Origin of the sequence: Pseudarthrobacter sp. S3 (assembly GCF_050156905.1) — a bacterium.
GTDB lineage: Bacteria > Actinomycetota > Actinomycetes > Actinomycetales > Micrococcaceae > Arthrobacter.
On record NZ_CP189583.1, the window covers coordinates 2,867,176 to 2,891,181 of the forward strand.

Genomic DNA, 24,006 nt, shown 5'->3' on the forward strand with positions numbered 1-24,006 from the left:
GCAGCTCCTACGGTGAGCCTAGCCCTTTCGCTGAAGCCTCGGTGTGGAAGAAAATACAGAGGATCGGGAAGATCGCTGGACAGGTGCACAAACCAATTTGGCGATTGCCTGCCTGAGCTTGGAATCCGGCGCCGTTTCGAGCAACAGCGAGCCGCCCAGCAGCGCCGCATCGGCTGCGGCGCTGTCAGCCGGAAGGAAGGCCGCGATCTTCGATGATGGGCCATACCGCCCCCAGGCATCCTTCAGCTGGCGTTCCGGGGATCTCCCCACCGCCGCCGCCCGGACCTTGTTCATCACCACAACAGGCGAAACATTTGGTACGGCCAGCGCGAGCTCCGCAAGTCCCCGGACCAGCCGGGGAACACCCACCGGATCGGCTGCCCCAATGGCATAGACGGTGTCCGCCAGTTCCAGGCTCCGCAGGGTCGCGGCATTCCGGCGCGGAGCCATCGTGTCGAAGCTAAGTTCCTCGTCCGCCTCCAGGCAGAAGCCTGTGTCCACAACGACGACGTCGGCAACCTCCTTCGCGCGTTCCAACACCAGCGACAGGGCGGCCGCCCGCAATTCCGTCCACCTGTCCGCCCGCGTAATGCCGGTCAGGACCCGGAAAGTACCAAGCTTGGTGGTGACAGGGTTGGCGACCTTCAGCAGCGCATCGGCGTCGAGCAGTCCCTGGTCCGCAAGCCGGCAGGCCTGTGCGATCCCGGCAGATTCATCCAGCAGGCCCAGGACTGCCGCCATGCTGGCCCCGTAACTGTCGGCGTCGACGAGGAGCACGGATTTGCCATCCGCCGCCAACTCCCCCGCGATGTTGGCCGCAACGAAAGTCCGGCCCGGCGAACCGGCGGGACCCCACACGGCAATGATTTTGCCCGCCCCGGAGGCCGGAGGCACGTCCGCCGGGTCGGCTTGCCGCTGGCGCAGCGCGGCGCTGGTGTCCCCCAGCCCACTCCCGAACGTCGCGTCCTTGGCGGCGCCGGTCAGTTGGGAAACCGCCTCGGCAATCCTGCCGGCCAGGGCGGCAGACTCCACTCCGGTCAGTGCGGACGCCACGCCGATCCCCCGCAGCCTGGCGGCCTCGTCGGCGTCATCCGTGAGGGCGATGATCGCCACGCCCACGGCGCCCAGGCGGTCAACGAGCGACGCAGTCAGGCTCTCGCAACCGTCGGCCACAACCGCAGCCCGTGCCAGGCCGCTCTGGCAGGCTGCCAGCAGTTCTGTCAGTTCGGCGCAGCGACGGACCACCGTGACGGGGCCGTGGAGCCGCTCCAACCCGCCCACCACATCCTCGCGGGACTGGCCCACCGTGACTACGGGGATGCTCATGAGGCCCCGCCGCCCGGGTTCCACACCACTGAAATCTTGGCCTGGTTCGCCTGCGCGCCGAGGATGGCCGGCATCTGGCTGTCGGCAACCAGCACCATCAGCACCGTGTTGCGGGAGGACCCTAAGGCCGTAGAGCCAGCCGTCACCTGGGCAATTTCCGCGCCAGGCAGCAGGAGCTTTGGCTCACTGAATCCGTTGCGCGCATCCGGCAAGGCAACCCAGACATCCACCCGGGTCCCGGCCACCGCCTGGGGTGGCAGCGCTTCATCAATGGTGACGGCCACGGGCTTGCGGTCCAACGCATCCACAGTGGCCAGACTTTCCTTCGGCACCAACTGGTTCTTGCCGATTCTCTGGACTGCCACCTGCCCGTCCGGCAGCCCTGCTTCAACGGTGACGTACTGTTGTTCAGTCTCACCCAGGCGGACCTTGGCCCGGACCACATTGTCCGCGGTCAGCTTCTCCCCCACCGCAATGGAGTCCCGGGCGGCATAAACCTCGGTGGTCTGGTCAGCGCTGCCAACCAGGGAGATCACTCCCACCACCGATGCCAGGACCAGCAATACGCCAACCAGCAGGCGGGGATCCTTCCACGACGGCGGTCTCAACCTGGCACCCGTAGTAGCTGCATCGTGACTCATGCTTTTCTCCCCCTTGCTCCGGCCCAGTCGGTTGGCTGCGCCCGGACACCTCATTGTTACGGCATGGGCCCTGGAACAAAAGTCAAACGACCAAACAACATCAAATTGTGGATAACCGCACTAGATGGCACCTTCAATGGCAAAATGGAACTATGCCCAGATTCCTCACTCTTGCCGATGTGGCTGAACAACTGCAGATCAACTCGCCGGCGGCCTATGCCCTGGTACGCAGCGGAGAACTGAAAGCCATCCAGGTCGGTGGCCGAGGGCAGTGGCGCGTCGAGGAAAAGATGCTGGAGCAATACATCGAAGAGCGTTACGCCGAGGCCGGCCGCATGATCCAGGAAGCAAAAGCCAAGCAAGGCTGACCCAGGCCCGGCTAGAATTCCCCTGCACTCCATGACCGGAGCGCCCCCAGCGCCGCAAACGGAATCGTGGCAATCTGCCGGACCTGCGATGCCCGCCGGGACTCCCCGGGGGTAACCAGCGCGAGGTCCAAAAAGTCACTGCCTACCCTGTCAATGACTCCCGCCAGCCCAGAGCCGCTTTCCGGCATGTGACGCAGAGTAACTCCCAGTTCGGCCCGGTCCCGCGCGAGGCCCCGCAGCGCATGTGCCAATCCGATCCGGCGCCGTACCTGCGACGACTCGGCCACAGAGACCAGCCCCAGGCCAGCGTAGCTCGCCACCGCGCCATACGGGATCAGCACCTGGTGACGCATCTCGTTCAGGACCAGGGCGTCGGCGCCGGCGTGACTCAAGGTTCCTTCGAAGACGCGTCCGCACACCAGGTGCACTGCCACGTGACTCTCCAGGGAACCCCGCAAGCGGTCAGCCAGGGCTACGGAGGCTGTTTCCGCTCTCGCCCGTTCAGAGATCTCAGCATCAAGGGCCAACCGCTCGCCCTCGGCGAACTGTGCCTCCATGTCACTAAACAGAGCATCCCAACGCATGGGGCCAAGCGTAGGGCGCGGCTTCATCCGAGGTCAATTCATCGAATACTTCACTCCAGTCTCTGGACAAACCCACTAAAATTGCGTCAAACTGGTCCTATATTTATCAAACAACATCAAACTGCACCAAACCTTAGATAGGAACCACCATGGCGGCCGGTACAACACGCGAGCTCCGCGCAGACTCCGTTATGGCGGCGTCCATCCTCCTGTTGGGATTCTTCCTCTGCGTCGCCGGCGAGGGCATGGTGGATCGGTGGCAAGTAGCAACAGCCCGCCGGCAAGGCCCCGACCTCGATAACCTACTTGGTGCTGTGGCCGTTGCCGCAGGACTGGCCATCGTGGTGTGGTGGGTCCTCACGATGATGATGGCGGCAACGGCTGCCGTGCTTGGCAAGTGCGGCAGGCGGCGGGCCGCTGCCAGGGCAGGCAAGTGCTGCCCGGCATTTATGCGTCGGCTTGCCGTGGCCGTACTGTCGGTGCAGCTGCTGACGGCACCGCTGGCTCACGCTGCCGCATCACCGGCCGGACCTGCCTGGGTACCTACCCAGGAAGTGGCCGTCCAGGACGTACCGGTCCACGGCGTCGCCATCCAGGCGCAGTGGTCCCCCACCAGCGGCCACCCGCAGATCCCGGAAGCAGAGGGCACTGCTCCCGGGGACCCAGGAGACCGGACCAGCCAAACTCCTGCAGCTGCGATCCGGCCCGACTGGCGTCCCAGCCCGCCGGTTCTGGACCCCGGCCTGATGGCTGCCCAGCCCGTCCGGGCGGAGCAGACCACACTGCCGGCGTTGACTGAGGTCACGGTGCTGGCCGGCGACACACTGTGGGACATCGCCTCCGGCCACTTGGGCCCGGCTGCGTCGGATGTGGACGTCGCCCTGCACTGGCCCCGCTGGTATGCGGCCAACAAATCCCAGATCGGCGAGAGCCCGCACGTCCTGCTGCCCGGGCAAATATTGAAAGCACCTTCCGCGGCCTGACCGACGTTCCGACATTCATCAACTCACGACTAAGGGGAATCACATGTACGCAGTTACGCCAATCCGCTCCGCCCCGGTTAACCCGGGCAGCGCGGCAGCAGTCCGCCAGGCACCTCCGCGCACCACTTCCGCGCCGGTCGCGCCCCTGCATGCTGCAGACGAGACCTCAGAAATCCTGGCAATCACCCGCAGCACCGTCCAGGCGGCCATGGAAGTCCTCGCCGGCATCCGGCCGATCCACCAGCTCGCGCGGCGCCTGGACCCGCGCTGCCTCGCCGTTCTGCAGCACCGCTCGGCCCTAATCCGCCGCGAACAGGGCCGGTCCCCCTCGCCATCCCTGGCCCGGCTGCACAGAAACTCCATCGTGCGCTCGGTCCGCGCCTGCGAGGTCGCCCCGGGCATTTATGAGGCAAGCGCCGTGGTGGTCGACGATGTCCGGGCCCGGGCGGTGGCGGTCCGCCTTGAACGCAGCAAGCAGGTCTGGCGCGTGACCGAGTTTATGGTCGGCTGACCGTTTGCCCACAATTGGCAGCCACGCGCCGGTCACAGACGAAGAAGTGCCCGGAGCTAAATTGCTCCGGGCACTTCTTGTCGCCCGCTACGGCCTACAGGTTTTTGCCTGGAAACCGTGACTGGTTCAGCGGCGCTTTTTCTTGGCCGGACGCTTGGTGGCGTCCTGCGCTGCAGCTTTGGCCGGGTTGCCGGACTTGGACGAGGAGCGGGCTTCCACCCGGGTCTCGGATGCGCCGTCTTCACCGGGAGCCGTGTACCGCAGCTGGGCAGGCTTCTCCGGCGCTTCCAGGCCGGCGGCGTGGATCTGCGGCTCAACGTGCTCCGTGTGGCCGCCGGCTGCGTCCGGAACCACCACATCCTGGGCCGGAGTCACCTCAACTTCTAGGTTGAACAGGAAGCCGACGCTTTCCTCGCGGATGGCCTCCATCATGCTCTGGAACATGGTGAAGCCCTCGCGCTGGTATTCCACCAGCGGGTCACGCTGTGCCATGGCACGCAGGCCGATGCCTTCCTTGAGGTAGTCCATCTCGTAGAGGTGTTCCTGCCACTTACGCCCGATGACTGAGAGCACCACGCGGCGTTCCAGCTCGCGCATGCTTTCGGAACCGATGGTCTCTTCACGGGTCTGGTAGACCACGCGGGCATCGGAGAGCAGTTCTTCCTTGAGGAATTCAACAGTGAGCTTGGACTTGCCACCGGCTTCCTCAATGATCTCCTCCGCTGTGACGCTGACGGGGTAGAGCGTCTTGAGATTGGTCCAGAGCTGGGTGTAGTCCCAGTCGTCGCCATTGCCTTCGGCCGTGGCGGATTCGATCAGGGCGGTGATGGTGTCCTCGACGAAGAACTGGACCTTCTCGTGCAGGTCGTCACCTTCGAGGATCCGGCGGCGGTCACCGTAGATGGCTTCGCGCTGGCGGTTCAGGACGTCGTCGTACTTCAGGACATTCTTGCGCTGCTCGGCGTTGCGGCCTTCAACCTGGCCCTGCGCCGACGCGATGGCCCGGGAAACGAGTTTCGACTCCAAAGCCACGTCATCCGGAACGGAACTGTTCATCAACCGCTCGGCTGCGCCGGAGTTGAACAGCCGCATCAGGTCATCGGTCAGGGAGAGGTAGAAGCGTGATTCGCCGGGGTCGCCTTGGCGGCCGGAACGGCCACGGAGCTGGTTGTCGATGCGGCGGGACTCGTGCCGCTCAGTTCCCAGGACATACAGTCCGCCGAGGTTCAAGACTTCCTCGTGTTCGTCCTTCACGGACTGATTGGCCGCCTCCAGGGCAGCAGGCCAGGCGGTTTCGTACTCTTCCGAATTCTCTTCCGGGTCCAGCCCGCGCTTGGCGAGATCGGCCACCGCGGTGAATTCGGCGTTGCCGCCCAGCATGATGTCCGTGCCTCGGCCTGCCATGTTGGTGGCCACCGTGACAGCACCCTTGCGTCCGGCCTGCGCAACGATGGCCGCCTCACGGGCGTGGTTCTTGGCGTTCAGGACTTCGTGCCTGATGCCCTCCTTGGCGAGCAGCCCGGAGAGGTATTCGCTCTTTTCGACACTTGTGGTGCCCACAAGGATGGGCTGGCCCGCCTCGTGACGCTCGGCAATGTCCTTTACGACGGCGTCGAACTTCACCTTTTCGTTCTTGAACACGAGGTCTGACTGGTCGAGGCGCTGCATGTCCCGGTTGGTGGGGATGGCCACCACGCCGAGCTTGTACGTACCCATGAACTCGGCGGCCTCAGTCTCGGCCGTGCCGGTCATGCCTGCCAGCTTGGAGTACATCCGGAAGTAGTTCTGGAGCGTCACCGTGGCCAGCGTCTGGTTTTCGGCTTTGATCTCCACGGCTTCCTTGGCCTCGATGGCCTGGTGCATGCCCTCGTTGTAGCGGCGCCCGGCCAGGATGCGGCCAGTGTGTTCGTCAACGATCAGCACTTCGCCGTCGAGGATGACGTAGTCCTTGTCCCGCTTGAACAGTTCCTTGGCCTTGATGGCGTTGTTCAGAAAGCCGATGAGCGGAGTGTTGGCGGATTCGTAGAGGTTCTGGATGCCCAGGTAGTCCTCCACCTTTTCGATGCCGCTTTCCAGGACGCCGACGGTGCGCTTCTTCTCATCCGCCTCGTAGTCCTCACCGGCCTTCAGCCGCTGCACTACCTTGGCAAATTCGCTGTACCACCGGTTGGTGTCGCCCTGCGCCGGGCCGGAAATGATGAGTGGTGTGCGGGCTTCGTCGATGAGGATGGAGTCGACCTCATCAACAATGGCGAAGTTGTGGCCGCGCTGGACGAGTTCTGACTGGTCCCAGGCCATGTTGTCGCGCAGGTAGTCAAAACCGAATTCGTTGTTTGTGCCGTAGGTGATGTCCGCGGCGTACTGCTGCCGGCGCACCGCGGGATCCTGGTTGGACAGGATGCAACCGCTCGTCAGGCCAAGGAACCGGTAGACCCGGCCCATGAGGTCTGACTGGTATTCGGCAAGGTAGTCGTTCACCGTGATGACGTGGACACCATTGCCGGTGAGGGCGTTGAGGTAGGCGGGCGCGGTGGCCACGAGCGTCTTACCTTCGCCGGTCTTCATTTCGGCGATGTTGCCGAGGTGGAGGGCGGCGCCACCCATGAGCTGGACGTCAAAGTGACGCATGCCCAGGGTCCTGAACGAGGCCTCGCGCACCGCGGCGAAAGCCTCCGGCAGGAGATCGTCCAGTTGCGCGCCGTCCTGGTGGCGGGCGCGGAGTTGGTCAGTTTCCTCGCGGAGCTCAGCATCCGTGAAGGTTTTAAACGAGTCTTCGAGCGCATTAATGGAGTCGGCATAGTTCCGCAGTTGCCGCAGGGTTTTTTTGTCACCCGTGCGGAGAAGTTTTTCGATAAGTGATGCCACGTGAAGATACTCCCAGTCTTATGCTGCCGAATTCTGGCGTTTTTAGTCTACGGGAGAGACACAGGCCACGCGGCCGCTTTTCCCTGAGAGCGGAGCGGCCCCGCACGGTGGCGCAGGGCCCCCGCGAGAGACTCCGCCAAGTCGCCGACCGGGTTGACCACAATATCGTCCAGCTCCAGCCATCCGGCCATCAGCTCCAGCTCGGCGGCGAGTTCGACGGTGGTCCCTGGCGGTGCGTCCGGCTCACCGTACGCGGACCTGACCAGCAGTTTTCCTGCCGCACGGTCCGCCTTAAGGTCTACCCGCGCCACGATCGTATCGCCCAGCAGGAAGGGCAGGACGTAGTACCCGAAGCGCCGGAGATGCGACGGCGTGTAAATCTCGATCCGGTAGTGGAACCCGAAGAGCTCCTCCAGCCGGCGCCGTTCGAAGACTAGGGAGTCAAAGGGACTGAGCAGGGCCCGCCCAGTTGCCCGCCGCGGCCTGGCTGCGTCGGCATGGAGATATACCTTCCGGTCCCAGCCCGCGACAGCCACCGGCTCCAGCCTCCCCATGCTGACCAGATGGTCCACCGAAGCAGCTGCCGCTTTGACGGGCGTCCGGAAGTAATCCGCGAAACACTTCACGGTTCCGATGCCATGGGCCTGCGCGGCGGCGTCGATCAGCCGATGCATGGCCTCAACAGGGTCCGGCGTCGCTTCGAGGGCAAGCCGGCGCGGCAGTACCTTGGCCGTCAGCGTGTACTTTCGCTCGAATTGTTCGGTTCTGGACGCCGCGGAGATGGTGCCGGCTTCGAACAGGTCTTCAAGCACGCGTTTAACGGCGTTCCAGTTCCATCCCCAGTTGTCCTCCCGCCGGTCCTCCACATGCCCGATGTTCGCCGTCAGTTCCCCGGCTGTCAGGGGCCGTCCGTTGGCGAGGGCGCCGAGGATCTTTCCGGCCGCGGCGTCGCGCAGTTCCGGGTCCATGGCGGACGCCCCCACCCACGTGCGTTTCTGCCACAAGCGGAGGTCCTGGAAGTGCTCGGGCCGGATGAAGCTGGCCTCGTGCGCCCAGTACTCCATCATTCGTCTGGGAGGCGAGCTGGCCATCCGCTGAAGTATGTTGCGGTCGTAGTTGCCGAGCCTTGAAAAGAAGGGCAGAAAGTGACTGCGGGACAACACGTTGACGGAATCGATCTGGACAAGCTGGATCCGGGCAAAGGTACGGCCCACCGTCCGTAAGGTCACGGGGCCGGCGGGCCGTCCTTTGTCGAGTCTCTGAGCTGCCAAGGCGATCCGCCGGGCCTGGTTAAGGCTCAGCGTCGCTGGCACATCAGTCCCTTCATTGAGAGGCGTAAAGCGACCTAGATTTTTGCAGCCTCGTCATCGGAGCGGTAGGCGAGGATTTTTTCTTCGACGGCCGTTTCCCCCGGCTCGCATTCGTGGTCCAGGGTAATCACTCCGTATGTCCAGCCGCGGCGCCGGTAGACCACCGAGGGCGTGTTGGTGGCTTTATCCACAAACAGGTAGAAATCGTGGCCCACGAGCTCCATGTTGTCCACAGCATCGTCAAGGGTGAGGGAGGCCGCAGGGAAGACTTTGCGCCGGATGAGTACAGGAGAGTCCCCTGCCGGGATGTCGTTCTCGACTTCGTAGGGCGAGCGTTCAACAGGTGCTGCCTGGGGTTCGCTGCGATGGCTCGCCTCGACGTAAATGGGCTCGCTGGTACTTGCGGGTTCCAGTGACGCGGTGGCCTCACGTACTGCCTTGGGTGTGTGACGCCCGTGGTGGACCTTTTTGCGGTCCTTGGCGCGGCGGAGACGTTCAAGGAGCTTGGTGTAGGCGAGATCGAACGCAGCGAATTTGTCTGCGGCGCTGGCTTCGGCACGGATTACGGGTCCCCGGCCCAGAACCGTCACTTCAACGGTGAGCTGGTCGCCGGTCTGGCGGGCGTTCGTTTCCTTGGAAACCTTCGCATCCACCCGCTGGACCTTGTCGCCAAGTGACTCGATCTTCGAGATCTTTTCACCGGCGTATTCGCGGAATCGGTCTGAGACCGTGAGATTTCGTCCGCTGATCATAAACTCCATGGTGCCCTCCAAATGACTTCGGTGACACGACGGCGACACTTCCCATGGGCCGATCTGCTTGACAGTCGAGCCCCTTTCCGAGCCGCCATCGAAAGGTACAACTTGTTCTTGGTACCCACAACCGACGTTAGTTCATGGCCACCTGTTATTCATCCTTTCTTCGTTTATTTTTTTCTAAGACTGGCCGCTTTCCGCCAGCTCCCGGGCCGGGCGATTCGCCGCCAGCTGAATCCGGCGGGCGTGTCGCGGCGAGGACCACAGCCCCCACCACTAAGGCGCCGCTGACGTGGAGTGCGCGGGCTGCTTCCGCCAATGTGGCTCCTGTGGTGAGCACGTCGTCGACAATGATGCACCGGCGGCCGGACACTCGTGCGCCCTGGCGTCCCGGGACTTTCAGGGACCCCCTGACCCGGCTCGCCCGGGCACCACGGCCCAGTCCCTTTTGGCCTCCAGGCAGTTGTTCCAGCGCGTCGCGGCGCCTTGATTTCCGGATCACGTCAACGACCGGCACCCCCGGAAGGGTGGTCCCCCGCAACTCTGCAAGCAGGAGGTGGACCGGGCTGAAGCCCCTCTTGACGTATCCGGCCGTACTGCTGGGCACCGGAACCAGGCAGACGCCGTCGACTCCGGCCACAGCGGCGGCAATACCCCGCCCCAGACCCCGCGCCAGGACAGACGTGAGCTGGAGCTGGCCATGGCTCTTGAACGAAAGAACGGCTTGCGCCAACTCCTCGCGGTACACCCCCGCCGCCACCACGGGAAGGATCAGGCCGCCGTCGACCTTCATCAGGGCCGGCGCCTGTTCCTCTGCCCGGAACGGGTGACTGGTCAGCAGGCGCACCTGGCGTTCGCACATCACGCACAAGGCCAGGTCCTCCGCGCCACAGCAGACGCAGTCCACAGGGATGGCAAGTGCCAGCAACTCCGTGGCGGCGGCTCCCATCTGTTCGGCGGCCCGCAACCAACGGCGGCTGTAGCCGCCGCGATGCTTGGCGTGCACCACAGGGGGCAGAAGGTCCGGATCCAGGCTTGCAGCACTTCTGGCAGGGCTGTCCTCGGCGCGACAGGCAGCACGGCCCTCGGAGCTGGGCGCAGGAGAGCGCAGGACAGGAAGGTGCCGAGCGGGAAGACGTGCGGGCTGAGCTTCGGTCACACCCCATGGTGGACTCTCGGCCGCGGCCCCGGAACCCCCAGGCCGCGCTATGTGGACAGCACGCTAGCCGGGGAATGATGGGTCGATGGGACCCTTAAGCTGGGGCGACCAGCCGTTGCCCAGACGCTGGAAAATGCCCTCGGCCGACTGGCCGTAGATTTCCTCCGGCCCGTTGCCGGCGCTGAGCCACACGAGGCCAGGCCAGGGCGCCAGCTGCTGGGGTTGCCCGGAGGTGAGGGACAGCAACTCCGGCGTAACGTTCGAGCCTGCCGATGCCTTCATCACGGCAACCGTGGTGTCGTTCACCCAGACGCCCTGGTCCGGGTCGCCGGAAGCCACCAAGGTGATCGGGGCAGTCAGTTCCCGGGGAGTCCCGTCGGCATTCCGGATGATCCCGGCAATCTGAACCTTCGTTTTGCCGTTCTGTTCCGAAATGACCAGCGCCCGGACACCCTCACGGGAAATCCTCAACTCCTTGACAATTCGTCCGGCCAGCCAGGGCGGCGTGAGTGTAACGGTGGGAACAGCGGCGCCCTCGGCCACCCCGATGGGCCGATAGGCGACCACCTCAGTGTCCCCGGTGGCTCCCGGCCCTGCGGCCCACACCCAGTCATAAAGACTGAAGGAAGGGTGGGTGATGGTGGCGCGGGTTGTCAGCGCCCGGGCCGGCTGTCCCGGCACCATGCTGTAGAGCGTCGTCCGGCTGTCGTTAAGGAAGGCCACGGTCTGGGACACCGGGGATTCCGCTGGGTAGCGCGGACCGAGCGAGGACACCGGCTGCATACCCGGCAGCGGGGACACCCTGTTGTTCTCGTAGCGAACCAGCTCATTGCCGCTGACGGCGATCTCGCGGACCGGCACGTTTTTGTCCCGCACCGGGGGCAGCACGGAGCCGTTGTCCTCGACCCGGACCAGGTCCTGGTTGGCGTGCAGCTCCACATTCACGACGTCGGGCTGGCTGCGGAATGTGAGTGCAAGCTGTGTCTGCATCCGGAGCCTGTCCTCCGTGGACGCCTCCGTGAGTTCCTTGGCGGTGAGGTCCACCTGCGCGGCTCCGGACACCACCGGAACCGATTCGCGGGCAAGCTTGATGCCGGACGGGAAGGCGCTCACCACGGCACCGCGAAGGTACGGTGCGGGGCCGGCAAGCAGGGCGCTGGTCATGGCCTTGACGGTCTTGTTCTTGATGAACCAGCGGACGTCGGGCACGGCATATGTGAAGCTGGGATCGTAGAAGTAGATGGGGTAGGCCCCGTAGATGACCTTGAAGGTTTCCTCCGGGATAGCGGTTCCGTCCGGGATGGCTGAGATCCGCCATTCGCCGTCCACCTGGGTGAGCGTGGCCGGGATGTTCTCGATGGTGCCTTCGGGCATCTGGGTGGCGATGCCGTCAACATCTACGCTGTAGGACACGTCCAGTTGGTAGTTGTAAACGTTGTCGACGCCGGTGCCTACCACTTTCGCCTCGCGGTAGACCAGTGAGCGCTGGTCCGGTTTCCAGGACACGGACGCTGCCTGCGTCAGGTATTCGCGCGCTACCGCGTAGTCGCCCTCGTAACCGGTACCGGCACGGTAGAAGTAATCAATGATGTTTTCCGGAGTAGCGCCGGCCTGGGGCGCGGCCGGGAGGAATACCGGTGCATTGACGTTTCCGGCGCTGCCTTCCGCACTCTTTCCCACCGGCCCGGCAGTGGGAATGCGCGCGCACGAAGCCAGCAGCAGCACAACAACGAGCAGCACAACGCTCCTCTTCAGCATTATGCGAACTCCTCGTCCCATCATGAAGACTCCTTCGGCGTTCCTTGCCCCAGTGCCAGCACGTTCTTGGCGTGAGGAAGCTTGGGGAGGATGACGTCCTCCGGCTCAAGCTGCACGGGTGAGCGGTCGATCTCCTCGCCCTGGCGCAACGGAATGGTCAGCCGGAAGTTGGCCCCTCTACCCTTGTTTCCCCATGCCTGCAGCCAGCCGTTATGGAGTTTGGTGTCCTCCATGGCGATGGACAGGCCCAGTCCGCTGCCCCCGGTGGTGCGGGCCCGCGCCGGATCCGCACGCCAGAACCGGTCAAAGACACGGGCGGCCTCGGCAGGAGTCATGCCTATCCCCTGGTCCCGGACAGCTACCCCCACCGCTGACTGGTTGGCCGCAACAGTCACGGTAACCGGCCTGCCTTCGCCATGCTCCACAGCATTCAGGATGAGGTTCCGCAGGATCCTGTCGATCCTCCTGGCGTCCATTTCCGCGACAATTCCCTGGTCAAGTCCAAATGCGTGGTGTAACGCGGTTGCCGCGTGATCCTTGGTTTGTTTAGGCGCTGAGCGCCAGTTCTGGGGTGTTCCCTGCCTCCTCTGTGGTCGGGGTGCCGACGGCCTGGGCCTGTTGGATGAGGTCGAGGCTGAGGTAGCGGCGGGCTTCGATCCAGTCATCGTGTTGCTCGGCCAGGACGGCGCCGACGAGGCGGATGAGGGAGTTCCGGTCGGGGAAGATCCCGACCACGTCGGTGCGGCGGCGGATCTCCCGGTTGAGGCGTTCCTGCGGGTTATTGGACCACACCTGCCGCCAGAGGCCCTTCGGGAAGGGCGTGAACGCGAGCACGTCGGCGCGGGCAGCTTCGAGGTGGTCCGCGACCTTGGGCAGCTTCTCTTCCAGTGCGTTGATGACGCGGTCGAACTGGGCGTGCACCGCGTCCGCGTCGGGCTGGTCGTAAACACTGTGGAGCAGGGTTTTCACCCAGGGCCAGGAGGTCTTGGGTGTGAGGGACATCAGATTCGCCGCGTAATGGGTGCGGCAGCGCTGCCAGGACGCGCCGGGAAGGGTCGCCCCGATCGCCGCGACGAGGCCGGCGTGCGCGTCGGAGGTCACCAGCTTCACCCCGGAGAGTCCGCGGGCGGTGAGGTCGCGGAAGAAGCCCAGCCAGCCGGCCCCGTCCTCGGACGAGGTCACCTGGATCCCCAAGACTTCCCGGTGCCCGTCGGCGTTCACGCCGGTCGCGACCAGGGCATGGACGTTCGCGACCCGCCCGCCCTCGCGGACCTTCAACACCAGCGCATCGGCGGCGACGAACGTGTACGGGCCCGCGTCCAGGGGCCGGGTCCGGAACTGCTCGACCTGTTCGTCGAGGTCCCGGGCCATGATGGAGACCTGGGACTTGGACAGGCGCGTGATGCCCAGGGATTCGACGAGTTTCTCCATCCGCCGGGTGCTCACCCCGAGCAGGTAGCAGGTTGCCACGACGGAGGTCAGGGCGGCCTCGGCCCGGCGCCGGCGCTCCAGCAGCCAGTCGGGGAAATACGTGCCCTGGCGCAGCTTCGGGATGGCGACGTCAAGGGTCCCGGCACGGGTGTCGAAGTCCCGGTGCCGGTACCCGTTGCGGGAGTTCACCCGCTCCGCCGAGGCCATGCCGTATTCGGCGCCGCAGACGGCGTCGGCCTCGGCGCCCATCAGGGCGGTGATGAAGGTCTGGAGCATCTGGCGGAGCAGGTCCGGGGAGGCCTGCTCGAGCTGCTCCGACAGGAAACGGCTCGGATCGATAGAATAAGGTGCGGTCATCGCGGAGTTCTCCTTCAGGAAAGACATTGGACTGTCATTTCCAAGGATCACGCGGTGACCGCCTTCGCATCTGGCAACACGCCCGAGGTGGGCCGTTACACCACGCTAATGGACGTAACCAATTCCCTCGGCGGGCGCCCGGAGGATGATCTCAGAGCCGTATTCGGCCGCGACGGGCGCCGCCCCGTCGATGACGTGGGCAATCACCTGCAGGATGTCCTCGGGCTCGGCGTCGAGCATCGCCACGCCGGCGTCGAAGCGGGAGATCTCGAGAAGATCGGCCAGCAGGGATTGGAATCTCTCCACCTGGTTGTACAGGAGTTCGGCGGAGCGCTTGTTGATGGGGTCGAAGTCGTGGCGGGCGTCGTACAACACCTCCGCGGCCATCCGGACGGTGGTCAGGGGCGTGCGGAGTTCATGCGAGACGTCGGAAACAAACCGCTGCTGCATCTGGGAGAGCATGGCCAGTTGGGTGATCTGCTCCTGGAGACTGGCGGCCATGTGGTTGAACGACGCCCCGAGGCGTGCCACCTCGTCCTCGCCCTTTACCACCATCCGCTCCTGCAACTGGCCGGCCGCGAGCTTCTCCGACACCAGGGCAGCGTGGCTGACCGGGCTCACCACGTTGCGGGTGACGTACCAGGCGATGGCCCCGATCATCAGCACCAGCACCGCGGCGCCGGCCAGGAGGACACCCTGGATTTCGTCGAGCGTCTGCTGAGCCGTGTTGACGTCATAGATCAGGTACAGCTCATACACAGTCCCGTTGAATGTCACCAGGTTGCCCACAGCAATGCCCGGCCTGTCCTCGGTACCTACCGGAATCACGGTGGAAGCCCAGTACTGGTCCTTGCCTGATGCCTGGACTGCCGTACGGAGTCCAGGCGGGATGACGCTGACTGTCAGCTGGTCCGACGCCCGCGACTCCACCCAGCGGTTCCTGGGCTTGGTCTGCTCGGGCTTGGCTTCGAAAACGTAGCGTCGCTGGATGACGGAGCCGCGGCCCTCCACGGCGTTCAGGGTGTCATAGACCAGGGTGATGACGCTGGACTGGTCCGTGACCTGGGCGCCGTCGAACGTCTCCTGGACCTGCTTGACGTAGTAACGGGTTTCGGATTCTGCCTGAGTCAAGCGCTCCTGGAAAAGGTTGTTGGCGATCTGGTTGGACAGGTAGGCGCCCACGGCACCAAAGGATGTCACAGCCAGCAGCAGGGTGGTGAGGACGGTCCGGAACTGCAGGGACCGGCGCCAGCGCCGACGCATGGACCGCCCGATAAAACGGACAGCAGGGAAGAAACGGGCCACGCCGATCTGGACTAGGCGGCCCACCCGCAGCCCCACGATGACTCCGCGGCGCCGCCAGATCCGTGCCCGGAACGGCAGGGTTGCCAGCTCGGCCGGCAGCGCATCCGTATGCTCCGGGCCCTTCGCGGCGGGAAGGTGCGCTTCTGGTCCTGAGGGCTCAGGAACCTGCTTTGTAGCCGACACCACGAACCGTCAATACAACTTCGGGAGCTTCCGGATCCCGTTCAATTTTTGACCGGAGGCGCTGGACGTGGACGTTGACCAGCCGGGTGTCCGCCGCATGGCGGTAGCCCCAGACCTGCTCCAGAAGAAGCTCGCGGGTGAAAACCTGCCATGGCTTACGGGCCAGGGCTACGAGGAGGTCAAACTCCAGGGGCGTCAGCGAGATCCGCTCATCCGCACGCTTCACGGTGTGGCCGGCCACGTCGATGGTGATGTCAGCGATCCGCAGCGTTTCAGGCGCTTTCTGGTCGCCGGGGCGCAGGCGGGCACGCACCCGTGCCACCAGTTCGGCGGGTTTGAAAGGCTTGGGCACGTAGTCGTCTGCGCCCGACTCAAGGCCGCGGACGACGTCGGACGTATCCGCCTTGGCGGTGAGCATCACGATGGGCACGTCCGATTCGGAACGGATCTGCCGGCAGACCTCAATGCCGTCCACGCCGGGAAGCATCAGGTCAAGCAGCACGAGGTCAGGCTTCGATGAGCGGAAAATATCCAGCGCCTGGCTGCCGTCGGCGCAAAAGACCGGCTCAAAGCCGTCATTGCGCAGAACAATCCCGATCATTTCGGCCAGCGCTTCGTCATCGTCAACTACCAGAATGCGTGCCTTCATAGTTATATGTTCCCCTATTGAACAGGGTTTGTCCTGTTCAACGGCCCCACGGCATGGCGCCACGCTATGACGTCCGACGGCGGAACTATAGGCTGGCAATACGCGGACAGTCCAGCACGGGGGAAGGAACAGGGTGCCCAACCAGGATCCGAACATGCAGCAGCCGAATCCTGCCGGCGAGGCTGGGAGGAGCCAGCCGCCGGGGAGCCTGCCTCCGTGGGGTCCCCAGCCAGGTCCGGCACAGCATTCTTGGGGCGGTCAGCCGGTATGGGGCCCAACCCCGGGTGGCCCGCCGGCTCGGGACACGCCTCAGCACAACCCGTACGGCGGCCCGCCGCCGTACCAACAGCCCCGCTACGTGGCCCCGCCCAAACCCGGCATCGTTCCGCTGCGCCCGCTGATGTTCGGCGAGATCCTGGACGGCTCCTTCCAGTCGATCCGGCGCAATGCCAAGGCTATGCTGGGCGCCGCGCTGCTGGCGCAGACACTCGCCGCAGTGCTGACGGCAGTTCTGACGGCATCTTCCGCCACGTCGGCGGCGTCGCTGGAGACCTGGGCGGAGGGACTGACTGAGCAGGACCTGGTGCCGGTGGTGCTCACCTTCGCGTCCGGCGTCGTGCTGGTCTCGGTGCTGACCGTTTTCCTGTCGGCGGTCCTGCAGGGCGCCATGGTGGTCCCGGTCGCCAGGTCCGTCCTCAACCGCCCCACTGGCTTCAGGCAGATGTGGGCATTGGCGCGGTCCCACGCGTGGGCACTGATCCGCCTCGCGGCGTTTCTGGTCGGCGCCGGGCTCCTCGTAGCGCTGCTGTTTGCGGCGCTGGCAGTGCTGCTGGTCAGCACGGTGGGTGGAATGGGCGCCCTGATCCTGATCCCGCTGGGTCTCGTGTGCTTTGTGCTGTACGTGTGGGTCTACATCAAGCTGATGGTGGCTCCCGCTGCCGTGGTGGTGGAGGAGCTCGGGGCGGTGGCCGGCATACGCCGCTCCTGGGAACTCACACGAAACAGCTGGTGGCGGCTCCTGGGCATCACGTTGGTGGTGGGCATCATGGTGGGGGTTATCGCCCAGATCGTCACCATTCCGGTCTCTCTTCTCTCCGGCTTTTACACCGGCGTGGTCTCACCGCATGGTGGTGCCGAGCAGGCTATGACGGCGGCCGTGGTGGCGGGCGTTGCCACCGCGGTCGTTGGTGCGATGGTGGGAGCGGTGGGGTTCGCTTTTCAGACCTCCGTCATGGCGCTGCTCTACCTTGACCTCAGGATGCGCCGGGATGGACTGGATATCGCCCTGCTCCGGTTGCTGGAATCGGGCGCGGATCCCGACGGCGTCCCGGGCCGCGGCGTCGCGGTCTACAGGGAGGGACCCGGCCAAACTCCGCGGCCGCCCTACGGGGGACCGCCAAACGGAACGCCACCGTTCGGGGCATGGCCCGATGGCCGCTGAACCACCGGTCCTGCCCGGCCGCGACGAGGCCCGCCGCTGGGCCGAAGAAGAACTTGCCAAGCCGGAATACCGCGACGCGGCCCCCGGCTGGCTGGACAGCGTCTGGGCAGACATCCTGGATTGGCTGCGGTCCCTGGACGGCGGCTCCGGCCCGGACAGCACCGTCGCGGCGCCTTGGATCGGCGTGGCCATCGCCGTGCTGATCGGCGCGACGGTCATCCTGGCCCGCCCGCGCCTCAACGCCAAAGCCAAGCGTGCCAGAGACGTGTTCGACGCCGACGCAACAGTCAGTGCCACGGCCTACCGCCAGCGTGCGGAAGCCGCGGCCGCAGCCGGCGCCTGGAGTGCCGCCGTCGTGGACTGTTTCCGTGCGCTGGTGCGCACGGCAGAGGACAGAACGGTTCTCGACGCGCGGCCCGGCCGGACCGCCGACGAGGTGGCACACGAACTGGCCACGCCGTTTCCGTCAGAGGCCGGCCACCTGACGGAAACTGCGCGTACGTTCGACGGGATCCGCTACGGCAATGAAGACGCCGACCAGGCTGACTATGCCGCCGTGCGCAGGCTGGACGTCACCCTGCAGTCCCTCACGCCGGCGAGCGCGGCCCTGCCCGCTGAACGTGACGAACCGGCGGTTCAGCGATGACGCAGGGTCCCACAATGCAGAACCCTTCGCTGGATCGCCTGACGCCCAAACTTCTGACGCAGAGTGCACCGGAGGCACAGCCGGGTTTCGCCCCTGCACTCCGATCGGATTCCGGGTCCGGTGCCGGTTCCTGGCTCCGGCGGCACCGCGGCGGGGCAGTGATCGGCGCGGCGGCCGCCGTCGGACTGGCGGTGGTCATTTCCTCCCAACTCGCGTCAAAGGGCGATTCGCTGCCGTTGTCCGTTCACAACGCCGGCCCGGCCGGTGCCAGGGCGGTCAGCGAGATACTTGGCCGCCACGGAGTCGAGGTCCAGGATGTTGAATCCTTTGACGCGGCCACCACGGCACTCGCGGACCGGCCAGGTGCCACCCTGCTCCTGTACGACCGGAGCGGATTCCTGGACCAATCCCGGCTGGAACAACTGACGGCAGGTGCGGGACGCGTGGTGCTGGTGACGCCGCGGCTCGGCACGCTGAAGGCCCTCAATACCGGCATCAGCCAGGCGGGCGTGGTGCCGGAGTCAACGGCGCTCCTGACACCGGGCTGCGATCTCAGCGATCCCGCTGCGGCAGGTGCTGTGTCCGGAACCGGCGGTTTCCTGTACGACGGCGGCACGGTGTGTTTCAGCCCGCCGGGAAGCAGCGCCGGGCTGCTTGCCCGCACGGACGACGGCGGCCTGACCGTCCTGGGCAGCACCGCCCTCCTCAACAACGGCGGGCTTGCCGACCCTGGCCATGCCGCACTGGCCCTCCGGACCCTGGGCAGCTCAGAGGACCTCGTCTGGTACCTGCCCGGGCTGGGCGACGCGGCCGCTGCGGAGTCAACGCAGACACTTGATGACCTTGCCCCTGGCTGGGTGGCTTTCCTGGGGCCGTGGTTGGTCTTCGTGGCCGTGCTCGCCGTCGTATGGCGGGGGCGCCGACTGGGCCCGCTCGTCTTTGAACCGCTGCCTGTGGTGGTCAAGGCCGTGGAGACCGCCGAAGGCCGGGCGCGCCTTTATCAGGATTCCCACGCGCTGGACCGGGCGCGGGACAACCTTCGGGCCGGCACCCTGGTTCGTCTGGCACACGCCCTTCGGGTTGGATCCGAGGCCACTGCCGACGACGTCGTGCAGGCAGCGGCCCGGCACCTGGGCCGGCCGGTCACCGATATCAGCGGCATGATCCAGGAATGCCCCGGTACCGCAGCCAGGCTGGTGCAATGGTCTCAGGAACTGGACAAACTAGAGAACGAGGTCAGGACCCGATGAACGAACCGTACGGCGCCCCACAGATCATGGATTCTTCCCCGCAGACGCTCGATCCCGCCCGGCAGGCACTGCTGGATGTCCGCCACGAGGTGGCCAAGGCCGTGGTGGGCCAGGATGCCACCGTCACGGGACTCCTGATCGCGCTGCTTTCCCAGGGTCATGTGCTCCTCGAAGGCGTGCCCGGGGTGGCCAAAACACTCCTGGTGCGGGCACTGTCCGCCGCGCTGAGCCTGGACACCAAACGCGTACAGTTCACCCCTGACCTGATGCCCGGCGACATTACCGGTTCCCTGGTCTATGACTCGCACACCTCGGAATTCAGTTTCCGCGAGGGGCCGGTCTTCACCAACATCCTGCTGGCCGACGAAATTAACCGGACGCCGCCGAAGACGCAGGCCTCCCTGCTGGAGGCCATGGAGGAGCGGCAGGTCTCGGTTGACGGCGTGTCCCGGCAGCTGCCGGGGAACTTCCTGGTGGCGGCAACCCAGAACCCCGTGGAGTACGAGGGAACCTATCCCCTCCCCGAAGCCCAGCTGGACCGGTTCCTGCTCAAGCTCACAATGCCGCTGCCCGGCCGGACCGACGAGGTGGAGGTGATCCGGCGGCACGCCGCCGGCTTCAATCCTCGCGACCTTGCTGCGGCCGGTGTCCGTGCGGTGGCCGGGGCCGAGGACCTCGAACGGGCACGGCAGGGTGTGGCCACCGTTGCCGTCGAACCGGAACTCATCGGCTACATCGTGGACCTGGTGCGCGCAACGCGGCAGGCGCCGTCGTTCCAGCTGGGCGTTTCGCCCCGCGGCGCGACTGCGCTGCTGAACACCTCCCGTGCCTGGGCGTGGCTGTCCGGCCGCAGCTTCGTCACCCCCGATGATGTCAAAGCACTGGCGCTGCCGTGTCTGCGCCACCGGGTGGCCCTGCAGCCTGATGCCCAGATGGACGGGGTCCGCGTGGACGATGTCCTGGGCAGCATCCTGGCGTCCGTCCCCGTCCCCCGCTGATCCGCTCGCACATGGCACTCTCCGGACGGTTCGTATTGCTGGCACTGCTGGGCCTGGTGCCGGTATTGCTGTTCCCCAGCGGGGGAACAGTCCTGGGCGTGGTCGGGGCGCTCGCTGCCCTCCTTGGCCTGGACCTTGTCCTGGCCGCGTCCCTGCGGGCCATCATCGTCACGCGCGCCGATCCGGGCAACGTAGCCCTGCACGGCGTGGCTTCTTCGGTCCTCACCCTGCGCAACGGTGGCCGACGACGGCTGCGGGCCACCGTCCGGGACGCGTGGCAGCCGTCTGCCGGGGCCGTGAATCCGATCCAGGACCTGGACATCCCCGCCCTGGAAAGCCGCCGGATGACCGTCCGGTTGCAGCCGGTCCGCCGTGGCGACATGGCCGCCCGGCACGTCACTGTCCGCTCCCATGGACCCCTTCAGCTTGCGGCACGCCAGCGCACGTTTGACTGCAGCGGCCTCCTCCGGGTCCTGCCGCCGTTCCATTCCCGCAGGCACCTGCCGTCGAAGCTCAGGAAACTCCGCGAACTCGACGGCAAGGCCGCCGTGCAGATCCGTGGTGCCGGCACCGAATTCGACTCATTGCGGGACTACGTCCGCGGCGACGACGTCCGCTCCATCGACTGGCGCGCAACCGCCCGCCGGTCCGCCGTCGTCGTCCGCACCTGGCGCCCGGAACGCGACCGGCGCGTGGTGATCATGCTGGATACCTCGCGTACGTCAGCCGCGAGGATCGAGGACGAACCCCGGCTGGATACCGGCATCGAAGCGGCACTCCTGCTGGCGGTGCTGGCCGAGCGTGGCGGTGACAGAGTGGATTTCCTGGCCTACGACCGCCGTCCGCGCGCCCGGGCCGGCTCCGCCACCACCGGCAACCTCCTGGGGCAACTGGTGCAGGCGATGGCGCCCCTGGAGTCCGAACTGATTGAGCTTGACTGGTCCAGTCTTCCGGGCCAGATCCGGGCGGTCTCCGCACACCGGTCCCTGGTGGTGCTGCTGACGGCCCTGGACGGCGGAGCACCGGAGGAAGGGCTCATTCCCGTAGCCGCGCAGCTCGCGCAGCAGCACGTTGTGGTGGTGGCCGCTGTCCGTGATCCCAGGCTTGGGCAGATGCTGCATGAGCGTGAGAACGCCGCCGGCGTATTCCGGGCGGCGGCGGCTGAACGCGTACTCCTGGAACGGGCCGCGGTCAGCGCCGAGCTCCGGCACCACGGGGTGGAAGTGGTGGACGCGGAGCCACACCACCTGCCGCCGCAGCTAGCCGACATGTACATCCGGCTCAAGGCGGCGGGTAGATTGTGAATCACCGCAGCGCCGCTGACGGTACCGGCCAGGAGGTCACCATGAACGTCCCTATTTACCGGCAGGCCCTGGGCGAGGACTACTACCGGCTGCAGCCTGAGCTGCAGGAGTACTTTTCCCTGGCGCCCGGCTCGGGGCATTATGGCGTCGGAGAGGGCGTGTTCGATGTTGTGGGCTGCCGGCAGGCCTGGCTGCGGCCTCTCCTCAAGCTCACCTCCGGCGAAGACGCGTTTTTCCCGGACTACGGCGAAGGGATCCCCTTCCGGATTGAAAACCATGCGCACCAGGATCCATTCGGCCGTTCCAGCCTGACTGCCCGGCGGGAAATCCGTTTCCCAGGGCACATGCGGATTTTCCAGGACACCACCAGCCTCGTGGATTCCGGCGGCAGCCCGCGGCTGGTGGACTACCTGGGCCGTTTCCGGCGCATGGTGACCGACCTCAAGCTCAGTGTGACGGAGGAGGGCAGGCTGCGCGGCGTTTCCGACGCCTCCCGGCTGTTTTTGGGACCCCTCCGACTTCCGCTGCCGGCCACGGTTGACGCCAAGGCCTACGCCGAACAGTGGTGGGACGGCGATGCCGGCGAGCACGGTAAGCACCGGATCCAGGTCAAGGTCATCCAGCCACAGATCGGGCTGGTCCTGGTCTATGCGGGCGGCTTCGACTACCGCCTGCGTCCTTACATTGGCGGCAGTTCGGCGCAGAGTTTCCTGCCCCGCTACGCCCGGCCTGACCGTTGGGAAAACCGGACGTAGCTGTTGGCCGTACGCGCGTTCAAACGGTGGGCCCGCTCAGCCGTGTGCGCGTTGGTTCAGCCCGTCGGCCACCTGGGTGAGCCGGCCCAGCACCGCTGTGGCGGTGACCGGCGTATGGCCGGAAAGTCCCGCCGAGGGGGTGACCCGGATACTGCCGAGGGACGACGCCGGGAGCCCCAGCTCGTGCCACGGCCGCCAGACGGACTCCACCACGTCGGCCACCCTGGGCAGCGTGCCGCGGCTGACGTCCAGGGCGCCGGCCCAGATCCGTTTGCTTGCCTCCACCGCCGTGGCCAGCTGCTCCCACTGCCGTGTGGTCAAAGCCCTCAGCGGCACGGCCACGCCGTCGGCACCGGCGGCAATGATCCGGTCGATGGGGGCCTCAATTTCAGGCACGGAGATAACGATTTCGGCGGCCCCCGCGGCGCGCAGTGCCTCGATCACCATCTGCCAGGACTCGGTGATCTCCTGGCCACCCACCGCCCGCAGCGTGCGGTAACCGCTCGACGTCGGAATAGTGCCGGCCAGTACGGCGGCGATATCAGGCTCATCGACCTGTACCACCAGCCGCGCGCCCGGAACCGCGCTGGAGATCCGGGACAGGTAACCACCAACCCCTGCGGCAAGTGAGTCGGCAATGTCCCGGCGTGCGCCGTAGTCGATCAGTGCCCGTTCACCGTTGTGCAGGTGCAGCCCGGCGGCTAGACCCAGCGGGCCCAGCAGTTGAACCTTTAGTTCAGGGGCCGTGGCGTCCTCGGCGCCCGCAACGTCGGCAAGGACATTAATGTCCGTGGACAGTGCCGACGCGGCCCGGCGGAAATCCTTGCCGGGACGGTCCACCAGCCGCCAGCCGTACGGCTGGACATCCACGGCCATTTCAACCAGGAGTGCGGCCGTCCGCCCCAGGGCGTCGGAGCCGACTCCACGGTCCGGAAGCTCAGCCAGGAATGGCAGGTGCGGGCTGCCGAGCTCGCCGCGGATAATGCGGGCAGCCTCCACGGGGTCCTCCCCCGGCCAGGGCCCAAGCCCGGTGGCAGTTACTTCCACTCTGCAGCGGCCTGGTGGTCCTCGGCGATGGCTTCATGATGGCGGATGACCTCGCCGATGATGAAGTTCAGGAACTTCTCCGCAAAGGCGGGATCGAGGTGTGCATCCTCTGCCAGCCGCCGGAGACGGGCGATCTGGGCTGATTCCCGGCCCGGGTCCCCTGCGGGGAGCCGGTGCGCGGCCTTGAGGAAGCCCACTTTCTGGGTGGCCTTGAACCGTTCGGCCAGAAGGTAGACCAGGGTCGCGTCGATGTTGTCGATGCTGGAGCGGATGGACAGCAGTTCCGCCATCACCGAGTTGTCCACCTGGCCTGCCAGCGAACTCGCGGCGGCATCGTAGGTGTCGGTGTCGGGAACATCGTGGTTTTGCTGCGTCATGGT

The 24,006-nt window shown here is 65.9% G+C and carries 21 protein-coding genes and 2 pseudogenes; 9 read left to right on the plus strand and 14 right to left on the minus strand.

Going from position 1 to position 24,006, the window contains the following annotated elements; translation table 11 throughout:
* Positions 1–18 precede the first annotated feature (18 nt).
* Both ACQCSV_RS13725 and ACQCSV_RS13730 read right to left on the minus strand, forming a co-directional pair.
* On the minus strand, positions 19–1,326 hold the full coding sequence (locus ACQCSV_RS13725; protein ID WP_354153517.1) for a chromosome partitioning protein: 1,308 nt from the start codon (positions 1,324–1,326) through the stop codon (positions 19–21).
* Positions 1,323–1,967: an SAF domain-containing protein gene (locus ACQCSV_RS13730; protein ID WP_354153516.1), complete on the minus strand. Its 645-nt coding sequence runs from the start codon at positions 1,965–1,967 to the stop codon at positions 1,323–1,325. The genes ACQCSV_RS13725 and ACQCSV_RS13730 overlap by 4 nt, the downstream gene beginning before the upstream one ends.
* 152 nt (positions 1,968–2,119) lie before the next feature.
* On the opposite strand from ACQCSV_RS13730, the gene ACQCSV_RS13735 reads away from it, so the two are divergent.
* On the plus strand, positions 2,120–2,335 hold the full coding sequence (locus tag ACQCSV_RS13735; RefSeq protein WP_354153515.1) for a helix-turn-helix domain-containing protein: 216 nt from the start codon (positions 2,120–2,122) through the stop codon (positions 2,333–2,335).
* Between the two features lie 11 nt (positions 2,336–2,346).
* Here ACQCSV_RS13735 and ACQCSV_RS13740 read toward each other — a convergent pair whose 3' ends face one another.
* Entirely contained in the window at positions 2,347–2,892 is a 546-nt protein-coding gene (locus tag ACQCSV_RS13740) for a hypothetical protein (protein ID WP_426938608.1), read from the minus strand.
* Positions 2,893–3,068: 176 nt separating this feature from the next.
* Between ACQCSV_RS13740 and ACQCSV_RS13745 the strand changes: the two genes are divergently transcribed.
* Together ACQCSV_RS13745 and ACQCSV_RS13750 are read left to right on the plus strand one after the other, a co-directional pair.
* Positions 3,069–3,902, plus strand: a complete 834-nt coding sequence (locus tag ACQCSV_RS13745) for a LysM peptidoglycan-binding domain-containing protein (RefSeq protein WP_426938609.1) — start codon at positions 3,069–3,071, stop codon at positions 3,900–3,902.
* 43 nt (positions 3,903–3,945) lie between these two features.
* Positions 3,946–4,413, plus strand: a complete 468-nt coding sequence (locus ACQCSV_RS13750) for an Rv3235 family protein (RefSeq protein WP_426938610.1) — start codon at positions 3,946–3,948, stop codon at positions 4,411–4,413.
* 126 nt (positions 4,414–4,539) lie between these two features.
* Here the strand turns inward: ACQCSV_RS13750 and secA are convergent, their stop codons facing one another.
* The 9 genes and pseudogenes from secA to mtrA form a co-directional block, all read right to left on the minus strand.
* On the minus strand, positions 4,540–7,278 hold the full coding sequence (secA, locus tag ACQCSV_RS13755) for a preprotein translocase subunit SecA (RefSeq protein WP_426938611.1): 2,739 nt from the start codon (positions 7,276–7,278) through the stop codon (positions 4,540–4,542).
* A 47-nt stretch (positions 7,279–7,325) separates the two neighbouring features.
* Positions 7,326–8,591, minus strand: coding sequence for a winged helix-turn-helix domain-containing protein (locus ACQCSV_RS13760; protein WP_426938612.1), 1,266 nt, complete (start codon positions 8,589–8,591; stop codon positions 7,326–7,328).
* A 32-nt stretch (positions 8,592–8,623) separates the two neighbouring features.
* Positions 8,624–9,349, minus strand: a complete 726-nt coding sequence (gene hpf / locus ACQCSV_RS13765; protein ID WP_193342179.1) for a ribosome hibernation-promoting factor, HPF/YfiA family — start codon at positions 9,347–9,349, stop codon at positions 8,624–8,626.
* Between the two features lie 145 nt (positions 9,350–9,494).
* Positions 9,495–10,349 (minus strand): ComF family protein, encoded by an 855-nt coding sequence (locus ACQCSV_RS13770; protein WP_426938613.1) that lies wholly within the window; start codon positions 10,347–10,349, stop codon positions 9,495–9,497.
* A gap of 216 nt (positions 10,350–10,565) precedes the next feature.
* Entirely contained in the window at positions 10,566–12,260 is a 1,695-nt protein-coding gene (locus ACQCSV_RS13775; RefSeq protein ID WP_354153507.1) for an LpqB family beta-propeller domain-containing protein, read from the minus strand.
* Between the two features lie 20 nt (positions 12,261–12,280).
* Positions 12,281–12,748, minus strand: a pseudogene (locus tag ACQCSV_RS13780) (ATP-binding protein); the annotation flags it as partial.
* A gap of 58 nt (positions 12,749–12,806) precedes the next feature.
* A complete protein-coding gene (locus tag ACQCSV_RS13785) occupies positions 12,807–14,048 on the minus strand; it encodes an IS256 family transposase (protein WP_426938614.1) in 1,242 nt (413 codons plus the stop codon).
* A gap of 120 nt (positions 14,049–14,168) precedes the next feature.
* Positions 14,169–15,452 (minus strand): annotated as a pseudogene (locus ACQCSV_RS13790) (histidine kinase dimerization/phospho-acceptor domain-containing protein); the annotation flags it as partial.
* A gap of 58 nt (positions 15,453–15,510) precedes the next feature.
* Positions 15,511–16,185, minus strand: a complete 675-nt coding sequence (mtrA, locus tag ACQCSV_RS13795; RefSeq protein WP_282328859.1) for an MtrAB system response regulator MtrA — start codon at positions 16,183–16,185, stop codon at positions 15,511–15,513.
* Between the two features lie 358 nt (positions 16,186–16,543).
* Here mtrA and ACQCSV_RS13800 point away from each other — a divergent pair, with 358 nt between their 5' ends.
* The 6 genes from ACQCSV_RS13800 to ACQCSV_RS13825 are packed head-to-tail and all read left to right on the plus strand — an operon-like array spanning position 16,544 to position 22,579.
* The gene (locus ACQCSV_RS13800; protein WP_426938615.1) at positions 16,544–17,626 is read left to right on the plus strand and encodes a hypothetical protein; all 1,083 of its coding nucleotides are present in this window, start codon (positions 16,544–16,546) and stop codon (positions 17,624–17,626) included.
* A complete protein-coding gene (locus ACQCSV_RS13805; RefSeq protein ID WP_354153505.1) occupies positions 17,616–18,272 on the plus strand; it encodes a DUF4129 domain-containing protein in 657 nt (218 codons plus the stop codon). Before ACQCSV_RS13800 ends, ACQCSV_RS13805 begins: the two co-directional genes overlap by 11 nt.
* Before the next feature lie 14 nt (positions 18,273–18,286).
* Positions 18,287–19,522 (plus strand): DUF4350 domain-containing protein, encoded by a 1,236-nt coding sequence (locus tag ACQCSV_RS13810; protein ID WP_426938616.1) that lies wholly within the window; start codon positions 18,287–18,289, stop codon positions 19,520–19,522.
* Entirely contained in the window at positions 19,519–20,520 is a 1,002-nt protein-coding gene (locus ACQCSV_RS13815) for an AAA family ATPase (protein WP_426938617.1), read from the plus strand. Before ACQCSV_RS13810 ends, ACQCSV_RS13815 begins: the two co-directional genes overlap by 4 nt.
* Before the next feature lie 11 nt (positions 20,521–20,531).
* Complete coding sequence (locus ACQCSV_RS13820; RefSeq protein WP_354153502.1) at positions 20,532–21,824, plus strand: DUF58 domain-containing protein; 1,293 nt, start codon at positions 20,532–20,534, stop codon at positions 21,822–21,824.
* Positions 21,825–21,865: 41 nt separating this feature from the next.
* Positions 21,866–22,579: a DUF4166 domain-containing protein gene (locus ACQCSV_RS13825; RefSeq protein ID WP_354153501.1), complete on the plus strand. Its 714-nt coding sequence runs from the start codon at positions 21,866–21,868 to the stop codon at positions 22,577–22,579.
* Between the two features lie 36 nt (positions 22,580–22,615).
* Here the strand turns inward: ACQCSV_RS13825 and ACQCSV_RS13830 are convergent, their stop codons facing one another.
* Complete coding sequence (locus ACQCSV_RS13830; protein ID WP_354153500.1) at positions 22,616–23,626, minus strand: hypothetical protein; 1,011 nt, start codon at positions 23,624–23,626, stop codon at positions 22,616–22,618.
* Positions 23,617–24,003, minus strand: a complete 387-nt coding sequence (locus ACQCSV_RS13835; protein WP_056343785.1) for a chorismate mutase — start codon at positions 24,001–24,003, stop codon at positions 23,617–23,619. The genes ACQCSV_RS13830 and ACQCSV_RS13835 overlap by 10 nt, the downstream gene beginning before the upstream one ends.
* Positions 24,004–24,006: the final 3 nt, after the last annotated feature.

What these genes read in the sequence shown, in the direction of transcription:
- ACQCSV_RS13725 (WP_354153517.1), bottom strand. Translation starts at nt 1,326, where the DNA reads ATGAGCATCCCCGTAGTCACGGTGGGCCAGTCCCGCGAGGATGTGGTG.
- ACQCSV_RS13730 (WP_354153516.1), bottom strand. Translation starts at nt 1,967, where the DNA reads ATGAGTCACGATGCAGCTACTACGGGTGCCAGGTTGAGACCGCCGTCG.
- ACQCSV_RS13735 (WP_354153515.1), top strand. Translation starts at nt 2,120, where the DNA reads ATGCCCAGATTCCTCACTCTTGCCGATGTGGCTGAACAACTGCAGATC.
- ACQCSV_RS13740 (WP_426938608.1), bottom strand. Translation starts at nt 2,892, where the DNA reads ATGGAGGCACAGTTCGCCGAGGGCGAGCGGTTGGCCCTTGATGCTGAG.
- ACQCSV_RS13745 (WP_426938609.1), top strand. Translation starts at nt 3,069, where the DNA reads ATGGCGGCCGGTACAACACGCGAGCTCCGCGCAGACTCCGTTATGGCG.
- ACQCSV_RS13750 (WP_426938610.1), top strand. Translation starts at nt 3,946, where the DNA reads ATGTACGCAGTTACGCCAATCCGCTCCGCCCCGGTTAACCCGGGCAGC.
- hpf (WP_193342179.1), bottom strand. Translation starts at nt 9,349, where the DNA reads ATGGAGTTTATGATCAGCGGACGAAATCTCACGGTCTCAGACCGATTC.
- ACQCSV_RS13775 (WP_354153507.1), bottom strand. Translation starts at nt 12,260, where the DNA reads ATGCTGAAGAGGAGCGTTGTGCTGCTCGTTGTTGTGCTGCTGCTGGCT.
- ACQCSV_RS13785 (WP_426938614.1), bottom strand. Translation starts at nt 14,048, where the DNA reads ATGACCGCACCTTATTCTATCGATCCGAGCCGTTTCCTGTCGGAGCAG.
- mtrA (WP_282328859.1), bottom strand. Translation starts at nt 16,185, where the DNA reads ATGAAGGCACGCATTCTGGTAGTTGACGATGACGAAGCGCTGGCCGAA.
- ACQCSV_RS13805 (WP_354153505.1), top strand. Translation starts at nt 17,616, where the DNA reads ATGGCCGCTGAACCACCGGTCCTGCCCGGCCGCGACGAGGCCCGCCGC.
- ACQCSV_RS13810 (WP_426938616.1), top strand. Translation starts at nt 18,287, where the DNA reads ATGCAGAACCCTTCGCTGGATCGCCTGACGCCCAAACTTCTGACGCAG.
- ACQCSV_RS13815 (WP_426938617.1), top strand. Translation starts at nt 19,519, where the DNA reads ATGAACGAACCGTACGGCGCCCCACAGATCATGGATTCTTCCCCGCAG.
- ACQCSV_RS13820 (WP_354153502.1), top strand. Translation starts at nt 20,532, where the DNA reads ATGGCACTCTCCGGACGGTTCGTATTGCTGGCACTGCTGGGCCTGGTG.
- ACQCSV_RS13825 (WP_354153501.1), top strand. Translation starts at nt 21,866, where the DNA reads ATGAACGTCCCTATTTACCGGCAGGCCCTGGGCGAGGACTACTACCGG.
- ACQCSV_RS13835 (WP_056343785.1), bottom strand. Translation starts at nt 24,003, where the DNA reads ATGACGCAGCAAAACCACGATGTTCCCGACACCGACACCTACGATGCC.